The organism is Bradyrhizobium sp. HKCCYLS1011 (genome assembly GCF_051167795.1).
Lineage (GTDB): Bacteria > Pseudomonadota > Alphaproteobacteria > Rhizobiales > Xanthobacteraceae > Bradyrhizobium.
On sequence record NZ_JBNPTT010000004.1, the window covers coordinates 161956 to 180832 of the forward strand.

17 protein-coding genes and 1 pseudogene are annotated in these 18877 nt (G+C 65.1%); 10 read left to right on the top strand and 8 right to left on the bottom strand.

Features of this window, described 5'->3' with window-relative positions; all coding sequences use genetic code 11:
* Positions 1–100 precede the first annotated feature (100 nt).
* Complete coding sequence (locus tag ACQR1W_RS13695) at positions 101–1741, bottom strand: MFS transporter (RefSeq protein WP_434851277.1); 1641 nt, start codon at positions 1739–1741, stop codon at positions 101–103.
* Positions 1728–2867 (bottom strand): HlyD family secretion protein, encoded by a 1140-nt coding sequence (locus ACQR1W_RS13700; protein WP_434851278.1) that lies wholly within the window; start codon positions 2865–2867, stop codon positions 1728–1730. Before ACQR1W_RS13700 ends, ACQR1W_RS13695 begins: the two co-directional genes overlap by 14 nt.
* Positions 2868–3272: 405 nt before the next feature.
* On the opposite strand from ACQR1W_RS13700, the gene galE reads away from it, so the two are divergent.
* Complete coding sequence (galE, locus tag ACQR1W_RS13705; RefSeq protein WP_434851279.1) at positions 3273–4268, top strand: UDP-glucose 4-epimerase GalE; 996 nt, start codon at positions 3273–3275, stop codon at positions 4266–4268.
* 89 nt (positions 4269–4357) lie between these two features.
* Here galE and ACQR1W_RS13710 read toward each other — a convergent pair whose 3' ends face one another.
* The 4 genes from ACQR1W_RS13710 to ACQR1W_RS13725 form a co-directional block, all read right to left on the bottom strand.
* The gene (locus ACQR1W_RS13710; RefSeq protein WP_434851280.1) at positions 4358–5998 is read right to left on the bottom strand and encodes an ABC transporter substrate-binding protein; all 1641 of its coding nucleotides are present in this window, start codon (positions 5996–5998) and stop codon (positions 4358–4360) included.
* A gap of 738 nt (positions 5999–6736) precedes the next feature.
* Positions 6737–7141 (bottom strand): hypothetical protein, encoded by a 405-nt coding sequence (locus tag ACQR1W_RS13715; protein ID WP_434851281.1) that lies wholly within the window; start codon positions 7139–7141, stop codon positions 6737–6739.
* Entirely contained in the window at positions 7125–7601 is a 477-nt protein-coding gene (locus ACQR1W_RS13720; RefSeq protein ID WP_434851282.1) for a hypothetical protein, read from the bottom strand. The genes ACQR1W_RS13715 and ACQR1W_RS13720 overlap by 17 nt, the downstream gene beginning before the upstream one ends.
* Positions 7602–7753: 152 nt before the next feature.
* Positions 7754–8368: a TetR/AcrR family transcriptional regulator gene (locus ACQR1W_RS13725; protein WP_434851832.1), complete on the bottom strand. Its 615-nt coding sequence runs from the start codon at positions 8366–8368 to the stop codon at positions 7754–7756.
* Positions 8369–8469: 101 nt separating this feature from the next.
* On the opposite strand from ACQR1W_RS13725, the gene ACQR1W_RS13730 reads away from it, so the two are divergent.
* The 8 genes from ACQR1W_RS13730 (at position 8470) to ACQR1W_RS13765 (ending at position 15499) form a co-directional block, all read left to right on the top strand.
* On the top strand, positions 8470–9171 hold the full coding sequence (locus tag ACQR1W_RS13730) for a PspA/IM30 family protein (protein ID WP_434851283.1): 702 nt from the start codon (positions 8470–8472) through the stop codon (positions 9169–9171).
* Between the two features lie 42 nt (positions 9172–9213).
* Entirely contained in the window at positions 9214–9489 is a 276-nt protein-coding gene (locus ACQR1W_RS13735; protein ID WP_434851284.1) for a YiaA/YiaB family inner membrane protein, read from the top strand.
* A 194-nt stretch (positions 9490–9683) separates the two neighbouring features.
* Positions 9684–10751, top strand: a complete 1068-nt coding sequence (locus ACQR1W_RS13740) for a hypothetical protein (protein ID WP_434851285.1) — start codon at positions 9684–9686, stop codon at positions 10749–10751.
* Complete coding sequence (locus tag ACQR1W_RS13745) at positions 10748–11623, top strand: HesA/MoeB/ThiF family protein (protein WP_434851286.1); 876 nt, start codon at positions 10748–10750, stop codon at positions 11621–11623. The genes ACQR1W_RS13740 and ACQR1W_RS13745 overlap by 4 nt, the downstream gene beginning before the upstream one ends.
* Positions 11620–12819, top strand: a complete 1200-nt coding sequence (locus ACQR1W_RS13750; RefSeq protein ID WP_434851287.1) for a hypothetical protein — start codon at positions 11620–11622, stop codon at positions 12817–12819. Before ACQR1W_RS13745 ends, ACQR1W_RS13750 begins: the two co-directional genes overlap by 4 nt.
* Positions 12816–13940, top strand: a complete 1125-nt coding sequence (locus ACQR1W_RS13755; RefSeq protein ID WP_434851288.1) for a GNAT family N-acetyltransferase — start codon at positions 12816–12818, stop codon at positions 13938–13940. Before ACQR1W_RS13750 ends, ACQR1W_RS13755 begins: the two co-directional genes overlap by 4 nt.
* Positions 13937–14932 carry a hypothetical protein gene (locus tag ACQR1W_RS13760; protein ID WP_434851289.1) on the top strand — a complete coding sequence of 332 codons (996 nt, stop codon included), beginning with the start codon at positions 13937–13939 and terminating at the stop codon, positions 14930–14932. The genes ACQR1W_RS13755 and ACQR1W_RS13760 overlap by 4 nt, the downstream gene beginning before the upstream one ends.
* A 189-nt stretch (positions 14933–15121) precedes the next feature.
* Complete coding sequence (locus tag ACQR1W_RS13765; protein ID WP_434851290.1) at positions 15122–15499, top strand: hypothetical protein; 378 nt, start codon at positions 15122–15124, stop codon at positions 15497–15499.
* A gap of 191 nt (positions 15500–15690) precedes the next feature.
* Here ACQR1W_RS13765 and ACQR1W_RS13770 read toward each other — a convergent pair.
* Positions 15691–16538: pseudogene (locus ACQR1W_RS13770) on the bottom strand (SDR family NAD(P)-dependent oxidoreductase).
* A 209-nt stretch (positions 16539–16747) separates the two neighbouring features.
* On the opposite strand from ACQR1W_RS13770, the gene ACQR1W_RS13775 reads away from it, so the two are divergent.
* The gene (locus ACQR1W_RS13775; RefSeq protein WP_434851291.1) at positions 16748–18244 is read left to right on the top strand and encodes an aldehyde dehydrogenase family protein; all 1497 of its coding nucleotides are present in this window, start codon (positions 16748–16750) and stop codon (positions 18242–18244) included.
* Positions 18245–18450: 206 nt separating this feature from the next.
* On the opposite strand, the gene ACQR1W_RS13780 is transcribed toward ACQR1W_RS13775, so the two are convergent.
* The gene (locus ACQR1W_RS13780; protein ID WP_434851292.1) at positions 18451–18828 is read right to left on the bottom strand and encodes a winged helix-turn-helix domain-containing protein; all 378 of its coding nucleotides are present in this window, start codon (positions 18826–18828) and stop codon (positions 18451–18453) included.
* Positions 18829–18877 lie beyond the last annotated feature (49 nt).

Below are 18877 nucleotides of genomic sequence, written 5' to 3' on the forward strand. Positions count from 1 at the left end.
GATCATCCAATCCACGCGGAGGACGGCTGAAACGCTGAATGCGTTGAGGTCCGCATGTCGCAGATCTGCAACATACGACCATCATATGTAAGTGAAAGCGCTAAGGGGCCGCGTCAGAACGCGTTGCGTCAATCAGTCGGGGTCGGCTGCCTGTTAGTTTCAATGGCGTCGGTGAGAGCGGGCCCTGCGGCGCACGCGTGACCAGGGCGACCAAGCCGAGCGCTGCGATCGCAAGCCAGAAGCACAGCCAGAAGCCGTCGATATAGGCGAGCACATTGGCCTCGCGCTGCACCTGCGCCGCGAGCGTGCCGACCGCGCGGCCCTGGGCCTGCCCGGCACCGTAGCTCGAAAAATAGTTGAGCAGCCGCTGCAGCACCCGTGCCACATCGGGATCTCCGCTCTGGATGTTGAGCCCGAGATAGGCGGAGTGCACCTGCTCGCGCACGCGCAGCCAGGTGCCCATCAATGCGACGCCGATCTCGGCGCCGCCGAGCCGCATGATCTGGATGTAGGCGGCAAAGGCGGTCGCGCGCGACGGATCGGAGTTGGACAACGCCATGATGATGATCGGCAGCAGGGTGAAGGCCTGGCCGACCGACTGCAGCAGCACGATCGGGATGAAGTCCTCGCGGGCCCATGCATTGGTCACTTGCGTGCCGAGCAGGTTGGCCGCGGCGAAGGTCGAAAATCCGATGATCACGACGATGCGGGGATCGAAATGACGCAGCAGCCAGATCGAGAGCGGCACCAGGGCGATCATCGGAAGCGCGCCGTAGGTCAGGAGCAGCACGCCGCTCTGCTCGGGCCGCAGCTGGGTGATGGTGCCGAGGAAGTTCGGCACCAGTGACGAGTTGGAAAGGCTGGTCAGGGTGTAGAGCAGGATGACGGCGAGCGAGAGCCCGATATTGCGCGAGAACAGCACGTTCACATGCGCCCATGGTTGCCGGACCAGCACCTCGTTGATCAGGAAGATCGCAAACAGCGCGGCACCGCCGAGTAGCAGAGCCATCACCGTGCCCGACTGCAACCAGTCGAGCCGGTTGCCCTGGTCCAGGCCGGCATAGATCATCGCAACCGAGGTGCCGAGCAACAGCATGCCACCCCAATCGGCGTCCTTCACCAGCTCGCGGTTCACAGGCTCGGCCGGCGTGCCGAGATAGACCATCAGCCCCATCAGCGGCGCGATCACGACGCCCTGCCAGTACAACCATTGCCAGCCGAGATGCTCGACGTAGAAGCCGACCAGCGCGGTCGAAGAGTCCAGCGCGAAGCCGACGCGGATGGAATAGAGCGAGATCGCCGGCAGCCACCAGCGGATCGGCAGGTTGCGAAAGATGATCATCAGCGTGGCCGGCACGAAGGTGCCGAGCAGCATGCCGTGCGCGATGCTGAGCGCGATCAGCGTCGGGTAGTGACGCACGAAGGGGATGATGAGCGAGATCAACGCATAGATCAGGCTCGGAATGCCGAGCACGCGGCGGAGGCCGAACGCGGTCGCAAGCCAGGCCACGGCGGGCGCGATCAGGATCTGCGAGCCGATCGCGGCGGTGGAGAGCCAGGCGCCTTCATCAAAGCTGAGAGAGAAGGCGCCGCGCAGGTCCGGCAGACCGACCGAGGTGAGCCGGCTGTCGAAATTGGCGAGGAATGCGCCGAGCAGCACGGCGACCACCGCAAACAGCGGATAGCGCGCGACCTCGCCGCGCGAGACCGGCCCGCGATTGGCCGCGCTATTGTCCGCCATCGGCGCGGTCGATGTGAATGTGGGTCACGACCGACATCCCCGGCCGCAGCCGCGCGAGCAGCGGCTGATTGTCGTCGAGCTGGATGCGCACCGGAATGCGCTGGACGACCTTGGTGAAATTGCCGGTGGCGTTGTCGGGCGGCAGCAGCGCGAATTGCGAGCCCGATGCCGGTGCGATCCGCTCCACCCGGCCGTGCAGCCTCTCGCCGGGGAAGCTGTCGACAGTAACTTCGACGGCCTGGCCGGGCACGACATGGGTCAGCTGGGTCTCCTTGTAGTTGGCGATGACATAGACATGCGGCAGCGGCACCACCGCGATCAGGTTGCTGCCGATATTGACGTAGTCGCCGGGCTGGACCTGCCGCTCGCCGACAATGCCGTCGAACGGCGCCGTGATTCGGGTATAGCCGAGTTTCAGCCTGGCTGCGGCGAGCGCGGCCTTGGCGCCCGCGAGATCGGCCCCGCGCTGCTTCTTCGTCCCTTGCAGCACCTCGAGCTGGTGGCGTTGCGCAGCGATGACCGCGCGGCTGGCGCGCACATCGGCTTGCGCCTTGGCGTAGGCGGCGGTCGCTTGTTCCAGCTTCTGACGGGTGCCGGCCTCGCTTTGTGACAGCGATTGCTGCCGTTCCTGCTCCTCCCGCGCTTCGACCTCGGCCGCCCCCGCCGAGACCTGCTGCGCCTCGGCCTGCGCGATCGTCGCATATTGCAGCTCGATCTGGTTGCTCAGATTATCGAGCGCGGCCTGCGCGGCTTCCACCGTCGCCTCGGCCTGCGCAACCTGCGCCTCGTAATCGGCCGGGTCGATCTGGACCAGGAGATCGCCGGCCTTGACGCGCTGGAAGTCGCTGACGTCGACCTTGAGCACTTCGCCGGCGACGCGGCTGGACAGTTTCGTCAGCTCAGCCCGGACATAGGCATCGTTGGTGGTCTGCACCGCGGCGCTGCCGACCCAGGCGTCCCAGCGCAGCGTGGCAACGCCGATGAACGCAAGCGCGACGATCACGGCCAACAGCGGGATTGCAAGCCGCGCCAATGAACTGCCGGGCGTAGCCGTTGTCGCGCGAGGGGCAGCGGCGGGAGCGGAGCCAGCCGGTGGTGCGACGACACTGCCCGATTGCTCACTCACGGCGCATCTCCATTGCCTCGCGTTCCACGGCTGATGTGGTCACCGGTTCCCGACATTCGCAAAGGGATCATCGCGACATGATACGAACCTCGGAAGCCCGGCACGAGCCGCACGAGTATGACGATTCTCATACGATAGAACGGCGCGACGAGCCAACCACTATCACGGGATCAGATCTGCTCATCCAAACGTTGTCTTGGGCGCGCTGCGGTTGTCGGGCGCCGCCGGCCATGGTCGGGGGGCGAATGCTGGATACCGCTTTTTCCAACCTCGGCGCGGTCGCCGATTAACGCTATCGGAGACGCCGTTTTGTGCTTCCGGGGAGAATATCCTATCTTTGGGTCCATTTCACCTTGGCCGCGTTAACAGGCCGGGACCACGCGATTGAACAGGGAATGCATACAGATGGGACATAAGGGTGCGATCCTGATTGCCGGCGGCGCTGGCTATATCGGGGCTCATTGCAGCAAGGCGGTCGCCGAGGCCGGCTTTCTTCCCGTCTGCTATGACGATCTGACGACGGGCCATCGCAGCTTCGTGCAATGGGGCCCGCTGGTGGTCGGCGATATCGCCGACAGCATCAAGGTCGCGACCGTCATTCGTCAATACGACGTGCAGGCGGTGATGCATCTGGCGGCATCGAGCGCAGTCGGCGAATCGGTCGCCGATCCGCAGAAATATTACCTCAACAATGTCGCGGGCACGCTCGGCCTGTTGCAGGGCATGCGCGCGGCCGGCTGCAATCGGCTGGTGTTCTCCTCGACCGGCGCCGTCTATGGCAATGCCGGCCGGGAGCCGATCCCGGAGAGCGCGGCCGGTCCGACCGTCAACCCCTACGGCCGCTCGAAATACATGATCGAACAGATCCTGGCCGATTATCGCGCGGCCTATGGCTTCAGCTCGATCTGCCTGCGCTATTTCAATGCCTGCGGGGCCGATGCGTCGGCGGTGATTGGTGAATTGCGCAATCCCGAGACGCACCTGATCCCGCGTGCGCTGATGGCGATCCTGGGCCATGTGGCCGACTTTGCGATCTTCGGCACCGACTATGACACGCCCGACGGCACGGCGGTGCGCGACTATATTCACGTCGACGATCTCGGCGCCGCCCATATCGCGGCGGTCGAACTGTTGCTGCAGGGCAATCCCGGCGGTGCTTTCAACCTCGGTACGGGGACCGGCTGTTCGGTGCGCGAGATCGTCGATGCGATCCGCAGCGAGACCGGCGAATCCGTGCCGCTGGTCTATCGCGAGCGCCGCGCCGGCGATCCCGCCATCCTGGTCGCCGATCCCTCGCAGGCCGAGCGTCAACTCGGCTTCAAGGCGCGCCGCTCCGATCTCGGCACCATCATCCGCTCGGCCTGGGCCTGGCACCAGAAGGCGCATCCGCGCATCGCCTGACGCCCCGGCAAGCTGACGTCAGCGCGCCGCCTCACGCGCCTGTCCGATGTCCGCGCAAGCGGCGCCTGCCGCTCTTGGAGCAGGTCGAGCTACTCCAGGTCGACGGCGTGGTATTGGCCGGACTTGTCCAGCTGCGTGCCCCAGACCTTGTGCACCGCCTGATGGTCGGACGGATCGAAGGCAATCTTCGGGCCGAGCCCCAATTCGTAGTTGCGCATGCCTTCCAGCGTATCCACCAGCGCTTCCGTGTCGAAGGTCGGACCGACGCGCCGCAGTCCTTCGATCAGGATGTTGGCGGTGAGATAAGCCTCCAGCGACATATAGTCCGCCGGCTCGCCCGGGAAATATTTGGCGAGCGCCTTCTTGTAGTTCAGCGCGACCGAGGCATAGCTGTCCACCGGCGGCGTGACCTGGGTGCAGACAACACCGTCCGCAAAGCGGGGGCCGAGCAGCATGAGCTCGTTGGCAAGGCCGGTGCTGCCGACGCCCGAAATCGTGGTGTAGATCATGTCCGGGTAGAGATCGCGGGTCTTCTCGATGAACTTCGCTGCGGGGCGAACGGTGGCCACCAGCACGACCGCCTTGATCACAGGCCGCTGCCGGCGCAATTGCGCCACGGCGGCGTCGACGTCGACGGTGTTGCGGGGATAGGTCATGCGGAGAATGTTAGCTGAATCGCCGCCGCGCAGCGCGCGCACCGCCTTGGTCACGCCGTCCCATCCGGCATCGCCATAGGCGTCCTGCTGGGTCAGCACCCCGATCTCCTCTGGACGCAGCCGCCGCACCTTCACAAGATAATGGATGAGGGCATTCGCCTCCTCGGCATAGCCGGCGCGAAAGTTGAACACGTAGCGGTCCGGCGGATCATGCCTGAGCGAGGGCGCGCCGGTGAATGCGCCAAAATAGAGCGCATGACGTTCAAGCGCGTAGGGGACGGAGACCAGCGCGGTCGGACTGCCATAGTTCTCGACGAAGCCGAACACCTTGTCCTTCTCGTAGAGCTCTTTCATCGCGTCCAGTGTCCGCGTCGGTTCGTAGCCGTCGTCGGCGGTGACCAGCTTGAGCTGCCGGCCGTACACGCCGCCATTGTCGTTGGCCTGGTTGAAGGCGGTTTCGATGCCGAGCTTGAGCTGGCGCCCCATCTCCCTGGACGGGCCTCCGAACGGCGCGGCCATGCCGAGGCGGATTTCGCTGTCGGTGACGCCCTGAACCGTGCTTGGCGTCCGCGGTGCCGCCGCCGTCGGGTTGATGTTGGCCGTCCGCATCTCGGCTTTGGGCAGCCCGTCCTCGCGCAGCGGCATGCTCGCAGCCGGTGCCGTCCCTTGAACGGGTGCAATCGCCGGAGCCGCATTAGCCGACGTGACGCTCGGAACGAAAGCCGGCGGGGCGACCGGCGGCGCCGCGGCCGGATGCTGTGTCACCGACGCGTCGGCGCGACTGTAGGTGAAGGCGAGACCCGACCACCGAGGCAGCAGCGTGACCGCCGCGTAACTCGACACTGCCGCAACCAACACCACGGTTCCCAGCAGAAGGACGGCGTTAAACGATTTCTGCTCTACGGGAGGCGGCGGAACATCCTGAACGCCAAGCCGCGGAAAGCGATCAAGTGCCCTGATCCTTTCGTGCTCGGCTTGCCAGGCCGTGTTGGGCAATTGATCCAGCCCATCGTCGGCATCAGACACATAGCGAGGATATTCCCTGTCGTCCTGCGGATCGGACAAACGTCCCATGATTTCTTCCCTAGATCACGTGGCCGTATCCCATCTTGTTGTTGAGAGCTTTTTTTAGGATGACGGCGCAGCCGCGCATTGCGCAAAACAAAACTATCGCCCAGCCGAACGCGGCAACAGATGGCGGTTGTCCCGACGCTGCTGCGCTTCGTCGATTGTCGTCAAGTGTTCCTGAGACTGTCGTCGCGTGAATCCGATACGGTCATCCCCGACGACTTGTTAGGAGATCATATGGCATAATGCGGCGGCAGTTTGTTCGCTCGACGGCGCGCGGAGAATTCTCCCGACACGCGAGAGAGAAACAGGATCGGGTTCGCGCATCGGCGTGGTGTGCCAGGCAGTTCCGAATGCGGTATTCCAAATGCGGCAGATGTCGCATTGGAACTCATGCAGTGAGCCCGGCCATTTCTTCCGTCGGATCCCGCCTGGGACCGCAAACGCACCGGCGACCTGTAGCAGGCTGCTTCCGAGCTTAACCGTCTGGCAGGTCGATGCTCGCGAAGTATTTCCGTCTGGACTTAGTCGCGGTTTGGTTTGGCGAGCGCATCCACATAGAGACGCTCGCCTCCAGCGAACTCCTCAGGATGAAAGCTTGATTTGCGGCAAAACCCTCATGGTGAGGGCAGGACAAGGCCGCGCGTCTCCGGACGATGCTTCGCATCGGCCGGGAGGACCATGAGGCCCCGAAATGCCACAGCCATGTGCGATGGCCCTGCCTGAAGCGGGGCCTCCCGGTTCTCAGGCCGCCGCAGGCGGCGTCTGCTGGCGCGCTTCTCGAACGGCGATTTCGGCAAGCTCGTGTTTGAGCGACCAGGATCCGATCTCTTCGCCCTCGCGAAGGAAGTGCACGCTCCAGGCGACGAGGTGGCCGCCATCGTCGCGAATCATCTGCAGCAGGCTTTGTGCCAATCGCGAATGGTCGACGGGCAGGCGGAGGTCGAGAAAATCGCCGCAATAGTCGGGCAGCGCGCTGCCGTTGATATCGCGAACTTCCATGCGGATTTGTGCCATCGCCTGATTGAACGACAGCAGGTCTTTCCGGCCGGTAAATGTTGCAGCTTTTGTCAGGCGTTTTGAGCAAACCCACGAGCGGCGATACGCAGGGGCCGTATGGGTGGCAGCCGTTTCAATTCGCCGGCTCATAATTGCAGGTGGCTCCGCCACCACCCTTGTCCTTGAGAGCGGCGGGATCGAGCGTGCAGTCGAGCTTGGACAGGCTCTCGAACACCGACCCGGCCGCGCCGTCGGACGGAATGCCGGCCATGGCCAGGGTGGCGTAGATCTCGTTGGCGGCCCGGCCGGTCAGCTTCTCCGTGCTCTTGCCGAACGTCAGCTCGCAGGAGCGCGCGGTGATGTCGACATTGGAGGTGCGGCAGACGATCTTGTCGGCGGTGATCGTGATTGCATCCTTAAACGGGCTGTCGGCATGGCCGTCGAAGATGGCCTCGACTGCCTTCTTGTAGACTGCGGGAAGCAGCGGCGAGTACGGCGCCACCGCGCCGGCCACCGCCAAGGCGGCGGCGCCGTTGATCGCGCGGGCGTCAGCGGCCATCGAAGGCGACGTTCCGGCGCAGACGAGAATAGTCAGGATCAGTCGTTTCATACCCATGCTTCCTTGCCCATGCTTCCTTGCTGCTTCTGTGGGGCAGAGCTTCTCGGTCGCCCGCGCTCCATAATCCGCGCCCGTGATTGAGAATGATAAATGCATTGACGGTTACGCTGTGAATTCTGCGTGAATGCGACCAAGCTGCCACATCAGCTTCCCGCCGAGGCAGCCACCAGCCCCGTCACCATCGCCTTCACCATGGTGGTGATCTCCCGCCGCAAGAGCGCGAGCGGCACGGCGATCAGCTTCTGCTCGAGCCCGAGCGCCACCATGCCGTGCACGGCGGAAAAAAGGCTGCGCGCGGTGATGCTGATCTCCTCCGTCGCGCGGTGCGGGAACAGCAGGGCCAGCGGCTGGTGGATGTGGCGAAACAGATGCATCTGATCGCTGATCGCCCAGTCCGGCAGCAACTTGTCGGGCGCCATGCGGTGTTCGAACAGCGCCCGCCAGAGCTCGAGATTGTTGGCCGCGAAGTCGCAATAGGCGAGCGCGATCCGGACTAGTGCGGCTTCGGGCGCGGGAGGTCCATCGCTTTCGGCCGCCGATAGCTCGGCATCGAGCCGCGCCAAAGTGCGCGATCCCACCATGAGAACTAGCTCATCGACATCGGCCACCAGGTTGTAGACGGCACCGTTGGCGACACCGATTTCCTGCGCTAGCTCCCGGGTTTTCAGGCCGGCCAAGCCTTTGGCGCGAATCGCGTTTTCTGCCGCGTCGATCAGCGATTCCCGCTGTTTTGTCCGTCTTTCCAAAGTTTTAGACATTTTTAACCATTTGGCTGAGCATCGTTCAAAATTTTGTTGAGCGACGCTCAAGATTGCGCTACAAGTCTTGCATGAGCAGTGCTCATAGCAGGGAGCCAACAATGTTCAAGACCGTTTTGACGCTATTTCGGGGGAGTGTCGCCGTGGTTGAGGAGGAGGTGCAGGATCGGACGGCCCTCGTGCTCCTGGACCAACAGATGCGGGATGGCGCGGCGGCCGTCGAACGCAGCAAGCGCGCGCTCGCGATTGCCATCGCGCAGGACCAGCAGGAGGGCAAGCGGCTCGAGGCCATCACTGGCCGGATCGCCGACCTCGAAGTCCGCGCCACTGCAGCCCTCGACGGGGCCCGCGACGATCTCGCGCGGGAGGCTGCGCAGGCGATCGCCAATCTGGAAGCCGAACGCGACGCTGCCAACACTGCGCGGGCGCTGTTTGCGGCCGAGATCGCGCGGCTGAAGCGTCACGTGGCCAACGCCGAAGCGCGGATCAATGAGCTCGATCGCGGCCGGCGCATTGCGCGCGCCTCCGAGGCGGTGCGCGCCTTGCGCCGTGGCGGCATCGAGGCGGCACGACCTTACGAATGCACCTTGCCGGAAGCGGAAGCGACCTTGAAGCGGTTGCGCGAACGTCAGATCGAGGCGCAGGCCGCCGACGAGGCGCTGATGGAGCTCGATGCCGCCACCGGTCCACTGAGCGTCGCCGAGAAGCTCGCCGAGCAGGGCTTTGGCCCGCGCCTCAAGAGCACGGCCGACGACGTCTTGGCGCGGCTCAAGGCCAAACGTTCAGGTTCATCTCAAGCCTAACCGTAGTCATCAATCCAACCTGTCATCAACGAGGAGACGATCATGAACCAGACTTCTCAGATCCACAGTGCCGCCTGGGTCACTTTTACCTACCTCTCTTTCGGCGCCTCGGCCTTCATGGTCGGGCTCGGCGTCTTCCTGCTGCCGCTCGAACTGTCCGTAAAAGGCTATCTTGCGATGGGATTTTTAATGTTGGTTCAGTCCTGCATCACGATGACAAAGACGATGCGCGACGTCCAAGAGAGCAACCGCCTGATCAGCCGGCTCGAAGATGCCAAGGCCGAGCGCCTGCTGATGGAGGTTAACAAGGCGGCATAGAATGGCGGCCTGATCCCGCGAGCATAGGAGCAGGGCGGCGCATGTCATCGCATGCGCCGCCCCGCCGCCTGCCGCGACAGGGATGCGCAAGGGATCATTTACCTTGCGGAACACCGCGGAGCCCGCGTGCTGAAGGTCCTTAATGCACGCGGCGTATGGACGGTAGCAGGGCAGGGCGCAGCGAGGTAAGGCACATGGCGTCTGTTGACGGCGGTATGCCGACATCGGGCGAAGCAAAGGACGGTGCGAAAGCCGGCTCGGCGATGGCGCGCCTCGGTGGCCACGCTGCCTTCTGGCTGAAGGCGCTGACGCAACCGACCATCGACCTCACCTTGCGCACCCATGCAGGGCTGCGAACCCGGATCGTCGAGGCGCCAGGCCTGTCGCTGCCTCAGGACGAACTCACCGCACTCGTTGACCTGCTGCGCAGCGTCGCCGCCAAGACGCTGCCTAAGGAGAGCCTCAGCTACGGCATCTTCTCGGGCGAGCCCGAGCGGCTGTCGCGCGCGATTGTCACGCTGATCTGCGAGGAGAAAACGGGACGTCCGATCGCCTTCAATGCGCTGTCGGTGATGGACGTCCGGCTCGACGGCGAGCCGGTCGAAGTGACGCATCTTGGCCTCGTGATGGTCGATCCGGATGTGCGCGGGCAGGGGCTGTCCTGGGTGCTCTATGGCCTCACCGCACTGGTCCTGTTCGCGCGTGACGGTCTGCGCCCGAAATGGATTTCCAACGTCACGCAGGTGCCGGCCGTGGTCGGCATGGTCAGCGACACCTTCTCCGACGTCTATCCGTCACCGCTGCCGCAGGCACGGCAGAGCTTTGCCCATCTGCAGCTGGCACGCGGCATCATGACGCGTCATCGCGCGGTGTTCGGCGTCGGCGAGGAGGCCGGCTTCGACGAGGCGCGCTCTGTCATCACCAATGCCTATACCGGTGGTTCGGACGCGCTGAAGAAGACCTTCGAGATCGCGCCGAAGCACCGCAACGAGATCTACAATGCATTCTGCGCCCGCGAGCTGGACTACGAACGCGGCGATGATGTGCTGCAGATCGGGCGCATCGATCTCGCCGGCGCGCGCCGTTACGTGTTGAGCGAGGTGCCGCACGGCTCGTTGCCGGCGCTGCTCGCCGCATCCGTGATGCTGGCGCTGCAGCGCCTGGTGCTGCCGCTCGTCTACTGGTTGGACGACACGCGCCCCTTCGGTTCGCTGAGGCCGCGGGAGCGCGACACCGTCCAAAAGGCCGGAGGGCAGGGATGAGCTTCGACTACTGGTCCTTCACCACCCGCAATGTCGGCTTCATCGATCCGCGCGAACAGCAATTGCTGCGCGATGCCTGCGTGTTCGTCTGCGGCGTTGGCGGCATGGGCGGCTCGGCCTTCATGGCGCTGGCGCGCGCCGGCGTCGGCCATTTCGTGATCGCCGACATCGATCGTTTCGAAGTGTCCAACCTCAACCGCCAGGTGTTTGCGTTTGCCGACGAGGTCGGCCGCGAGAAGGCGGAAGTCGCTGCGGAAGCCGCACGGCGCATCAACCCGACCATCGCGATCGACGTGCTGGGCGCGAACTGGACCGACGAATTGCCCGCCATCGCGCGGCGCTGCCCGGTGATCGTCAACGGCATGGACGATATCGCGGCCGGCATTCACCTCTATCGCACGGCGCGCGATGCGGATGCGACCGTGATCGACGCCTACATGTCACCGTTGCCGTCCGTGGTCGTGGTCCGCCCTGACGATCCCCGGCCCGAACAGCGGCTCGGCTTTCCCACGCTCGCCAAGGATTGGCGCGAGATCAGCGAAGACGACCGGCGCAAGGCGATGCTCGCCGAGATCGAGCACGTGATGCTGCATTCCTCCTCGCGCAATCATGTCGATCTCGCCATCGCCGGCGAGGTCGCAGCCGGCCGCCGCAGCCGGATGTCGCTGGCGCCGATGGTGATCACCACGGGAATGCTGATGGCCTATGAGGCGATCGCGCTGATCCTGGGCAACCGATCCGGCACCGACTGTCGCGGCTGGTTCTTCAATCCCTATCGGCCGGCAGTCGAGACCCCGCGCAACCCGCTGATGGCCGCGATGCTGCGTCCGCTGGTTCGGCGCGCGATCGCGAAATTGACGAGCGGCCAATGACCCCGGGCATCACAGCCGATTCCATCGTCAATCTGTGCGGCGCGATCGGCCTCGCGGTCGCGATGATGACCTTCTATCGCCGTGATCCGCGGAGCCCGCTGACCTTCCGCCTGCTGCTGGCGCTCGGCGTGATTGCGATCCTGTTCCTGGTGCGCGGGGTGGCCTGGTGGAGCGGCAGCGCGACGCTCGACGATATCTCGGTGCTTCCGGCGGCGCTGATTCCGCTCGGTGCCCTCATCGTCACCGAGGGCATCCTGCGCCGTCATGCGCCGCGCGCGGTGAAGTTGGCTGCGCTCGTCGGCGGCCTGCTGCTCGGCCTCGGCGGCACCCTCGGGCTCGAGCGTTTCGCCATGCCCTATGCCGTCGTCCTGGCGCTGTTCCAGCTCGCCGCCTTCGTCACCTGCGGGGTTCTGCTCGCCACGCGCGACCGCGCGGCACTGATGGCGTCGGAGAACCGCAGCATCGGCCGGCTCGCGGTCGGTGCGCTGGTCGTGATCCCCTTCATCCTCACCGATTTCCGCACGCTGTTTCCGGAGATTCCGGTGCGCCTCGGCGCGCTCGGCGCATTGCTGACGGTGACGGTGATGCTGATCGCGGGCGGTGGTGCGGAGACGCGGCGCCATGGGCTGACGCTGATGGCGGTGCGCCTGGCGTCGTCGGCGCTGCTCGGCTGTGCGGCCGCCTTTATTGCATCCGACGTCGATGCGGCGCAGATCATCCGCTTCTGCGCCGTCGCGGTCGCGGGCGTGCTGACGATCGGCCTGATGACTGACGCGCTGCGCGCCTTGTTTGAATCGCAGGAACCCGGCGTGCTGAATTCGGTTGCGGCATCCCCGGCGCGGACCCGCGACCAGCTCATCGGCGAACTCGCGCGCCACCCGATCTTCGAGAGCGCGCGCCGCTATCGCGAAGGCGAGCTTGCGGCTTACGATCCGCCGCTGCTGCACGATTTCCTGTCGCGGCAGCGTGTGTTGCGCCGGTCCGACGCGCCATGGGGCCTGCCGGCCACGCATCCGGCAATCGAGCGCATGGTTTCGCTGATGACGGCCAATGCCGCCACGCATCTGATCGTGCTGTCGCATGATCCCGTCGACCTGATCGCGCTGGCGGTGCCGGTGACCTCGGCCGACCCTGCCACCGAGACCGCGCTCGCACTGGTGCGGCGGCTGCTCGCCCTGACTCCGGAGACCGCATGACGATCGAGATCCGCGAAGGAGATCGCAAGGCCGCTTTCGATGCGGCGCTCGAAGCCTATGGCCGCCAGAGTCTCTATGTGCCGCCGCTGTGGAGCGATTTCGAGCGAATGTTCGATTCCGAGCGAAATCCGTTCGTCACCGAGGGCCACGGCCGTTATGCGCTGTTCTCGGCGCATCGGGACGGCCGTCCGGTCGGGCGCATCGCGGCTTCGATCCACGATGCCGCCAACCGCAAGTTCGACACCAATGCCGGCGCATTCGGCTTCTTCGATTGCATCGACGATGCCGAGGTGGCCGACGCACTGCTGGGAGCCGCCGAACGCTGGCTCGACGCGCGCGGCGTCGGCTCGATCTCGGGCAATTTCAATCTGACGGCGATGCAGCAGATCGGCGTCGTGACCGACGGCTTCGATCATGCGCCGTTCACCGACATGACGTGGAGTCCGCCGCACATTGCTCGCCATCTCGAGCGCGCGGGCTATGCGAAGGGCTTTCCGATGACGACCTTCGAGATCGCGCTCGAGGACGTCAGCCCGGCGCAACTCATCGGCGACAAGCAGCGCCAGATCCTCGATGACGCCGAGTTCGTCTGGCAACCGATCTCGCGCTCGGCCTTTAAGGCGCGGCTGGAGGATGCGCGCCTCATCCTCAATGACGGCTTCGCCGAGAACCCGATGTTCGTGCCGCCGAGCGCGGCGGAATATCTGTTCCAGGCCGGCGACATGATGTGGATCATCGACAAGCGGATCTCGACCGTGGTCTATCACCGCGGACGGCCCGCCGGTGCGATCATCGCGATTCCCGATCTCAATCCGCTGGTGAAGGCGGTTGGTGGCCGTGTCGGGCTGTCGGCGCCGTTCCGCTTGCTGCATCATCGCCTCACCAACACCCGTGCCGTGCTGATCTATCAATCGGTGTGCCGCGACCTGCACAATCGTGGGCTCAATGGCGCCATGCTGTATCGGACCCTGCAGGCGCTGAAGCACGCCGGCTATCGGACGCTCGGCGGCACCTGGATCGCCGACGTCAACGGTGCGTCGCTACGGCAGGCCGAGAAGGTCGGAGCGAAGCCGCTGCACCGGTTGCATCTCTTCACCAAGCCGCTTGCGGCCGCCGTATGAGCATGCTGTCGCCCGAGCTGCTGCGCGAACTCGTCGCCGAGGCCAGGCTGGCGCCGAGCGTGCACAACATCCAGCCGACGCGCTGGCGTCTCGCGGCCGATGGCCGTCTCGTGCTGCTCGACGATTGCATCGTGCGGGTCCCGGTCGCGGATCCGAGCGGACACGATGTGCGGATCTCGCACGGTGCGGCGCTGGAAGGCATGAGCCTCGCGCTCGGCCGCCGCGGCCTCTCGATCGTCGACATCGCGCCAGCCCCGGAGCAGGCGCCGTCGCGTCATGCGGCCGTCTGCACGCTGACCATCGCGGGCTCAGGGCACGACGATCCGCTGGGCGATGCGGTGTCGCGGCGCATGGCATGGCGCGGGGCCTTCGTCCGCAGCCCGGATGATGACGCGGCGTTGCGCACGATTGCGACCGGGCGCGACGATGTCGTCTGCATCCGTGAGCGTGCGGCCATCGCCGAGATCGCCACCTGGGGCGACCAGGCCGAGATATCATTCCTGCGCCGCGACGCGCACCGCCGCGAGCTGCTGCATTGGATGCGGTTGTCGCGGCGCCATCCGCGCTATGCGCTCGATGGTCTCAATCGCGAGGCGCTTGCGATGAGTGCTGTAGAGGCGCTCGGCGCCGGCATCGTGCTGGGGAGCATCTTCCCGGCGCTGGACCGGTTCGGCCTTGCCGCAGCGCTGGTGTCCGAGCGGGCCAAGACCGCCTCTGCCGCCGGTCTCGTTCTGCTGTTCCGTCCGAAGCACGAGGACGCTCTGGTCTCGGGACGGCACTTCTATCGGCTCTGGCTCGCCATCGCCCGCGCCGGATTCTCCGCCTGTCCGATGTCGGCGCTCGCCGACGCGCCCGATGTCAATGCGAGGCTCAGTACGTTGGCGGGGGTCGACGACGGCCGCCGGCTCGTGAACGTGTTCCGTGTCGGCCGGCCGCAGACGACAAAAGCCGTCTCGCACGCCAGGCTGCCGATTGTCGATTTGATCGTCTAGCCGGCCGCGCGACCCGCTCAACGTCCGGGTAGGTGTCTTATCGCACCGTTGCGGTGACCTTGGACGATTCCAGTTTAGAATGGTTACGGCTGCACTCCGGCAGCTCCGGATGCCTGTTATGATCACTGGACTTGCGGCGCTGTTACGCTATAGTCAATTGTATATAACGCGCGTCCGGAGGCGACCGTCGTGGAGCTAGAGTCCAAGTCCCTGACCAGCTGCGTCGTGTCCGACGACGGCGCCGCCGTCTCGCTCGGCTTCGTCGATGCGCAGGGCCGATCGGCGACGCTGAAGCTGTCGCTTAACCAGGTCGGGGCGCTGGCGATGACCTTGCCGGGGCTGATCGACAAGGCGCTGCAGGCGCGCTTCGGCGACGCGTCGCTGCGCTATGCCTATCCGCTGGCCTCATGGGTGCTGGAGCGGTCGTCCGATCCCGCCCAGGGCATGCTGACCTTTCGCACGGTCGACGGCTTTTCGGTGTGCTTCTCGATGCCGCTGTCACAGCAGAGCGAGCTTGGCGAGGCGCTGGTTGCGCTGCCCGCGCCGGTGATGTTGCGGGCGAATTGAGCATGGCGCTCGCGTCGCAGCCTCAAACTCGATCGTCATGCCCCGCGCAGGCGGGGCATCCAGTATTCCAGCGCACATAGTTGGGCACACCTAGAGGCCGCGGCGTACTGGATCGTCCGCCTTCGCGGACGATGACAGTTATTTCGTGGTTGATGCGCTGCCTACCCTACGACTCCTGGACAATGGAGCGACTACTTCCCCTTCACGAACGCGGCGAACGCATCCGCGTAGTCCGGGTGCCAGCGCGACAGCGCTGGGCGGTTTTCCACGATGTCACCGGCCGCCCACAGGATGCGTCGCTCGTCGAGCGAACGCGGCACGTCGTTGTCCGGGCAGAGGATGTAGAAATCGCCGGCGTTGACCCGTTCCAGCATGAAGTCGACCGTCTGCTCCGGCGTCCACGCCGCAGCCGGCTTCTCGGTGCGGCCTTTGGCGGTCAGCGGCGTGAACACGAAGCCCGGGATGAACAGATGCGCGGATATCTGGCAATCTTGTTGCGCAGCTCGTGCTGTAACGCCTCGGTGAAGGCCTTCACGCCGGCCTTGGAGACATTGTAGACGGGATCGCCAGGCGGCGTGGTGATGCCCTGCTTGGAGCCGGTGTTGATAATGAGACCAGGCTTGCCGCCCGCGATCATGTTTGGCGCGAACACTTGCGAACCGTTGATGATGCCCCACAGGTTGACGCCCAGAATGCGCTGCCAGTTGTTGAGCGGGCCGAACATCTTGCTGCCGGGCTGGATGCCGGCATTGTTCATCAGCACGTGGGTCGCCCCAAAGCGCGTCCGCACCGCGGCCTCGAGTTCCTCGACGCTGTCGCGCCGGCTGACATCGACGATGGCTGTCATGATCGAGGCGGCGCCGTCCTTCGCGATCGATGACAGTTTTGCGGCGGCTTGTTCCAGGCGTCCGTCATCGACATCGGCTATGCAGACCTTCAGGCCGAGGCCGGCGAGCCGCATCGCGGCGGCAAGGCCGATGCCGGAGGCGCCCCCCGTGATGACGGCGGTGTGGTCAGGCGATAAAGCAGAGTGGGGCATGGAAAATCTCCCGGCGGTTGCGATCGTGATGCTGGCTGCGATTATGTCATAGCCATGCCGTCATCATCTACGATTGCCGCATAGGTGAGTTTCGCGGATGCGGGCGGCCGCTTGCTTTACCCGAGCCGCCGCCCGCTGTAGATTGCTGGACATAACGGCATCGCGCCGCGCCCCAACCCGAACAGCATATATATCAAGGGAGAAACACCATGGCTGTGACCGAGGCCATTCCGCTCACGCGTCATCCTTTCGCTGACGGTTCCTACAAGAAGATGCTGATCGACGGACAGTGGGTCGATGCGGCCTCCGGCAAGCGCTTCGAGACGCACAATCCTGCAACCGGTGAACTGCTGGCCAGCGTCGCCGAGGGCGATGCCGAGGACATCAACCGCGCAGTGGCGGCGGCGCGCCGCGCCTTCGAGGGACCCTGGAGCAAGGTCAAGCCATATGAGCGGCAGATGCTGCTGCTCAAGCTTGCCGAACTCGTCGAAAAGCATTTCGACGAGCTCTCCGCGCTCGACACCGTCGACATGGGCGCGCCGCTCAGCCGCACCCGCGCCTATCGCGGCCGCGCGCTCGGCATGCTCCGCTACTATGCGGGCCAAGCCACCGCCATCCATGGCGAGACCATCGAGAATTCGCTGCCGGGCGAGATCTTCTCCTACACCTTGAAGGAGCCGGTCGGCGTGGTCGGCGCCATCATTCCCTGGAACGGACCGCTGACGGCGACGATCTGGAAGATCGGGCCGGCGATTGCGACCGGTTGCACGGTGGTGCTCAAGCCGGCGGAGGAGGCGCCGCTGACCTCGTTGCGAATTGCTGAGCTGTGTCTCGAAGCCGGCATTCCCGCAGGGGTCGTCAACGTGGTGCCGGGCTATGGCGAGACTGCGGGCGCCGCGCTCGCCTCGCATCCGGATGTCGACAAGGTCGCCTTCACCGGCTCGCACATCACCGGACAGTCGATCATCCGCGCCTCGGCTGGCAACCTCAAGCGCGTCTCGCTCGAGCTCGGCGGCAAGTCGCCGGACATCGTGTTCGCCGACGCCGATCTCGATGCGGCGGTGCCGGGCGCCGCGATGGCGGTGTTCGCCAATTCCGGGCAGATCTGCAGCGCCGGCACGCGGCTGTTTGTCGAGAGCAAGATCTATGACGAGTTCGTCGGCCGTGTCGCCGAGTACGGCAAACAGCTCAAGGTCGGTAACGGCCTCGATCCCAACGTGCAGGTCGGCCCGCTGGTGTCGCAGCAGCAATATGACCGGGTCTCGGACTATCTGGCGATCGGCCAAAAGGAGGGCGCGCGGGCGCTCGCCGGCGGCGGCAAGCTCACCGAGGGCGCACTGGCCAAGGGCTATTTCGTGCAGCCTACCGTGTTCGCCAATGTCGCCGACACCATGCGCATCGCCCAGGAGGAGATCTTTGGTCCGGTCATCTCGGCGATCTCGTTCAAGGACACCGACGAGCTGATCAAGCGCGCCAATGCCACCATGTTCGGCCTCGGCTCCGGCGTGTGGACCACCAATGTCTCCAAGGCGCACGGGATCGCCAGGGCGCTGCGTGCCGGCTCGGTCTGGGTCAACTGCTACCAGGCGATGGATCCGGCGGTGCCGTTCGGCGGCTACAAGATGAGCGGCTATGGCCGCGAGTCCGGCAAGCAGCACGTCGAGGAATATCTCAACGTCAAGGCGGTGTGGGTGAAGACGGCTTGAGAGGATTGCTTGCTTCCACGGGCTCGGTCCACCCTCTCCCCTTGTGGGAGAGGGTGGATCGCCGACGCGGAACGCGGCGGCGAACCGGGTGAGGGGTCTACATCCGCGGAGACAGACCCCTCACCCGCCTTCGATGCTTCGCATCTCAGGCACCCTCTCCCACAAGGGGAGAGGGTGCACCGTTGGTGGCGCCATAGTTTCCCGAACTACCTCGCCGCGCCCTTCCGCGGCTTTTCGATCTCGCTGCGCAGCGCGGCCAGCTCCTTCCTCACTGCGCTCGCGGCCGTGCGCTCGATGCGGCGATAGCGGGCGACCAGCGCCTCCCCGAACGGGGTCAGCGCCGCGCCGCCGCCGTTCTTGCCGCCGGTCTGCCGCTCCACCACCGGCTGGCGGCAGACGCGGTTGAGTTCATCGACGAGATCCCAGGCGCGCTTGTATGACATGTCCATGGCGCGGCCCGCGGCCGAGATCGAGCCGTGGCGGCTGATATTCTCGAGCAGGGTGATCTTGCCCGGGCCGATCCGGTCTCCGGAGAGAAGATCGATGCGCAGACTGAGAGAGGGAAGGGCGCTCGATTTCGGCATGGAGGCGATGCTTTCTCAGGACGGGCTGGACATTGCCACCACACCCGTT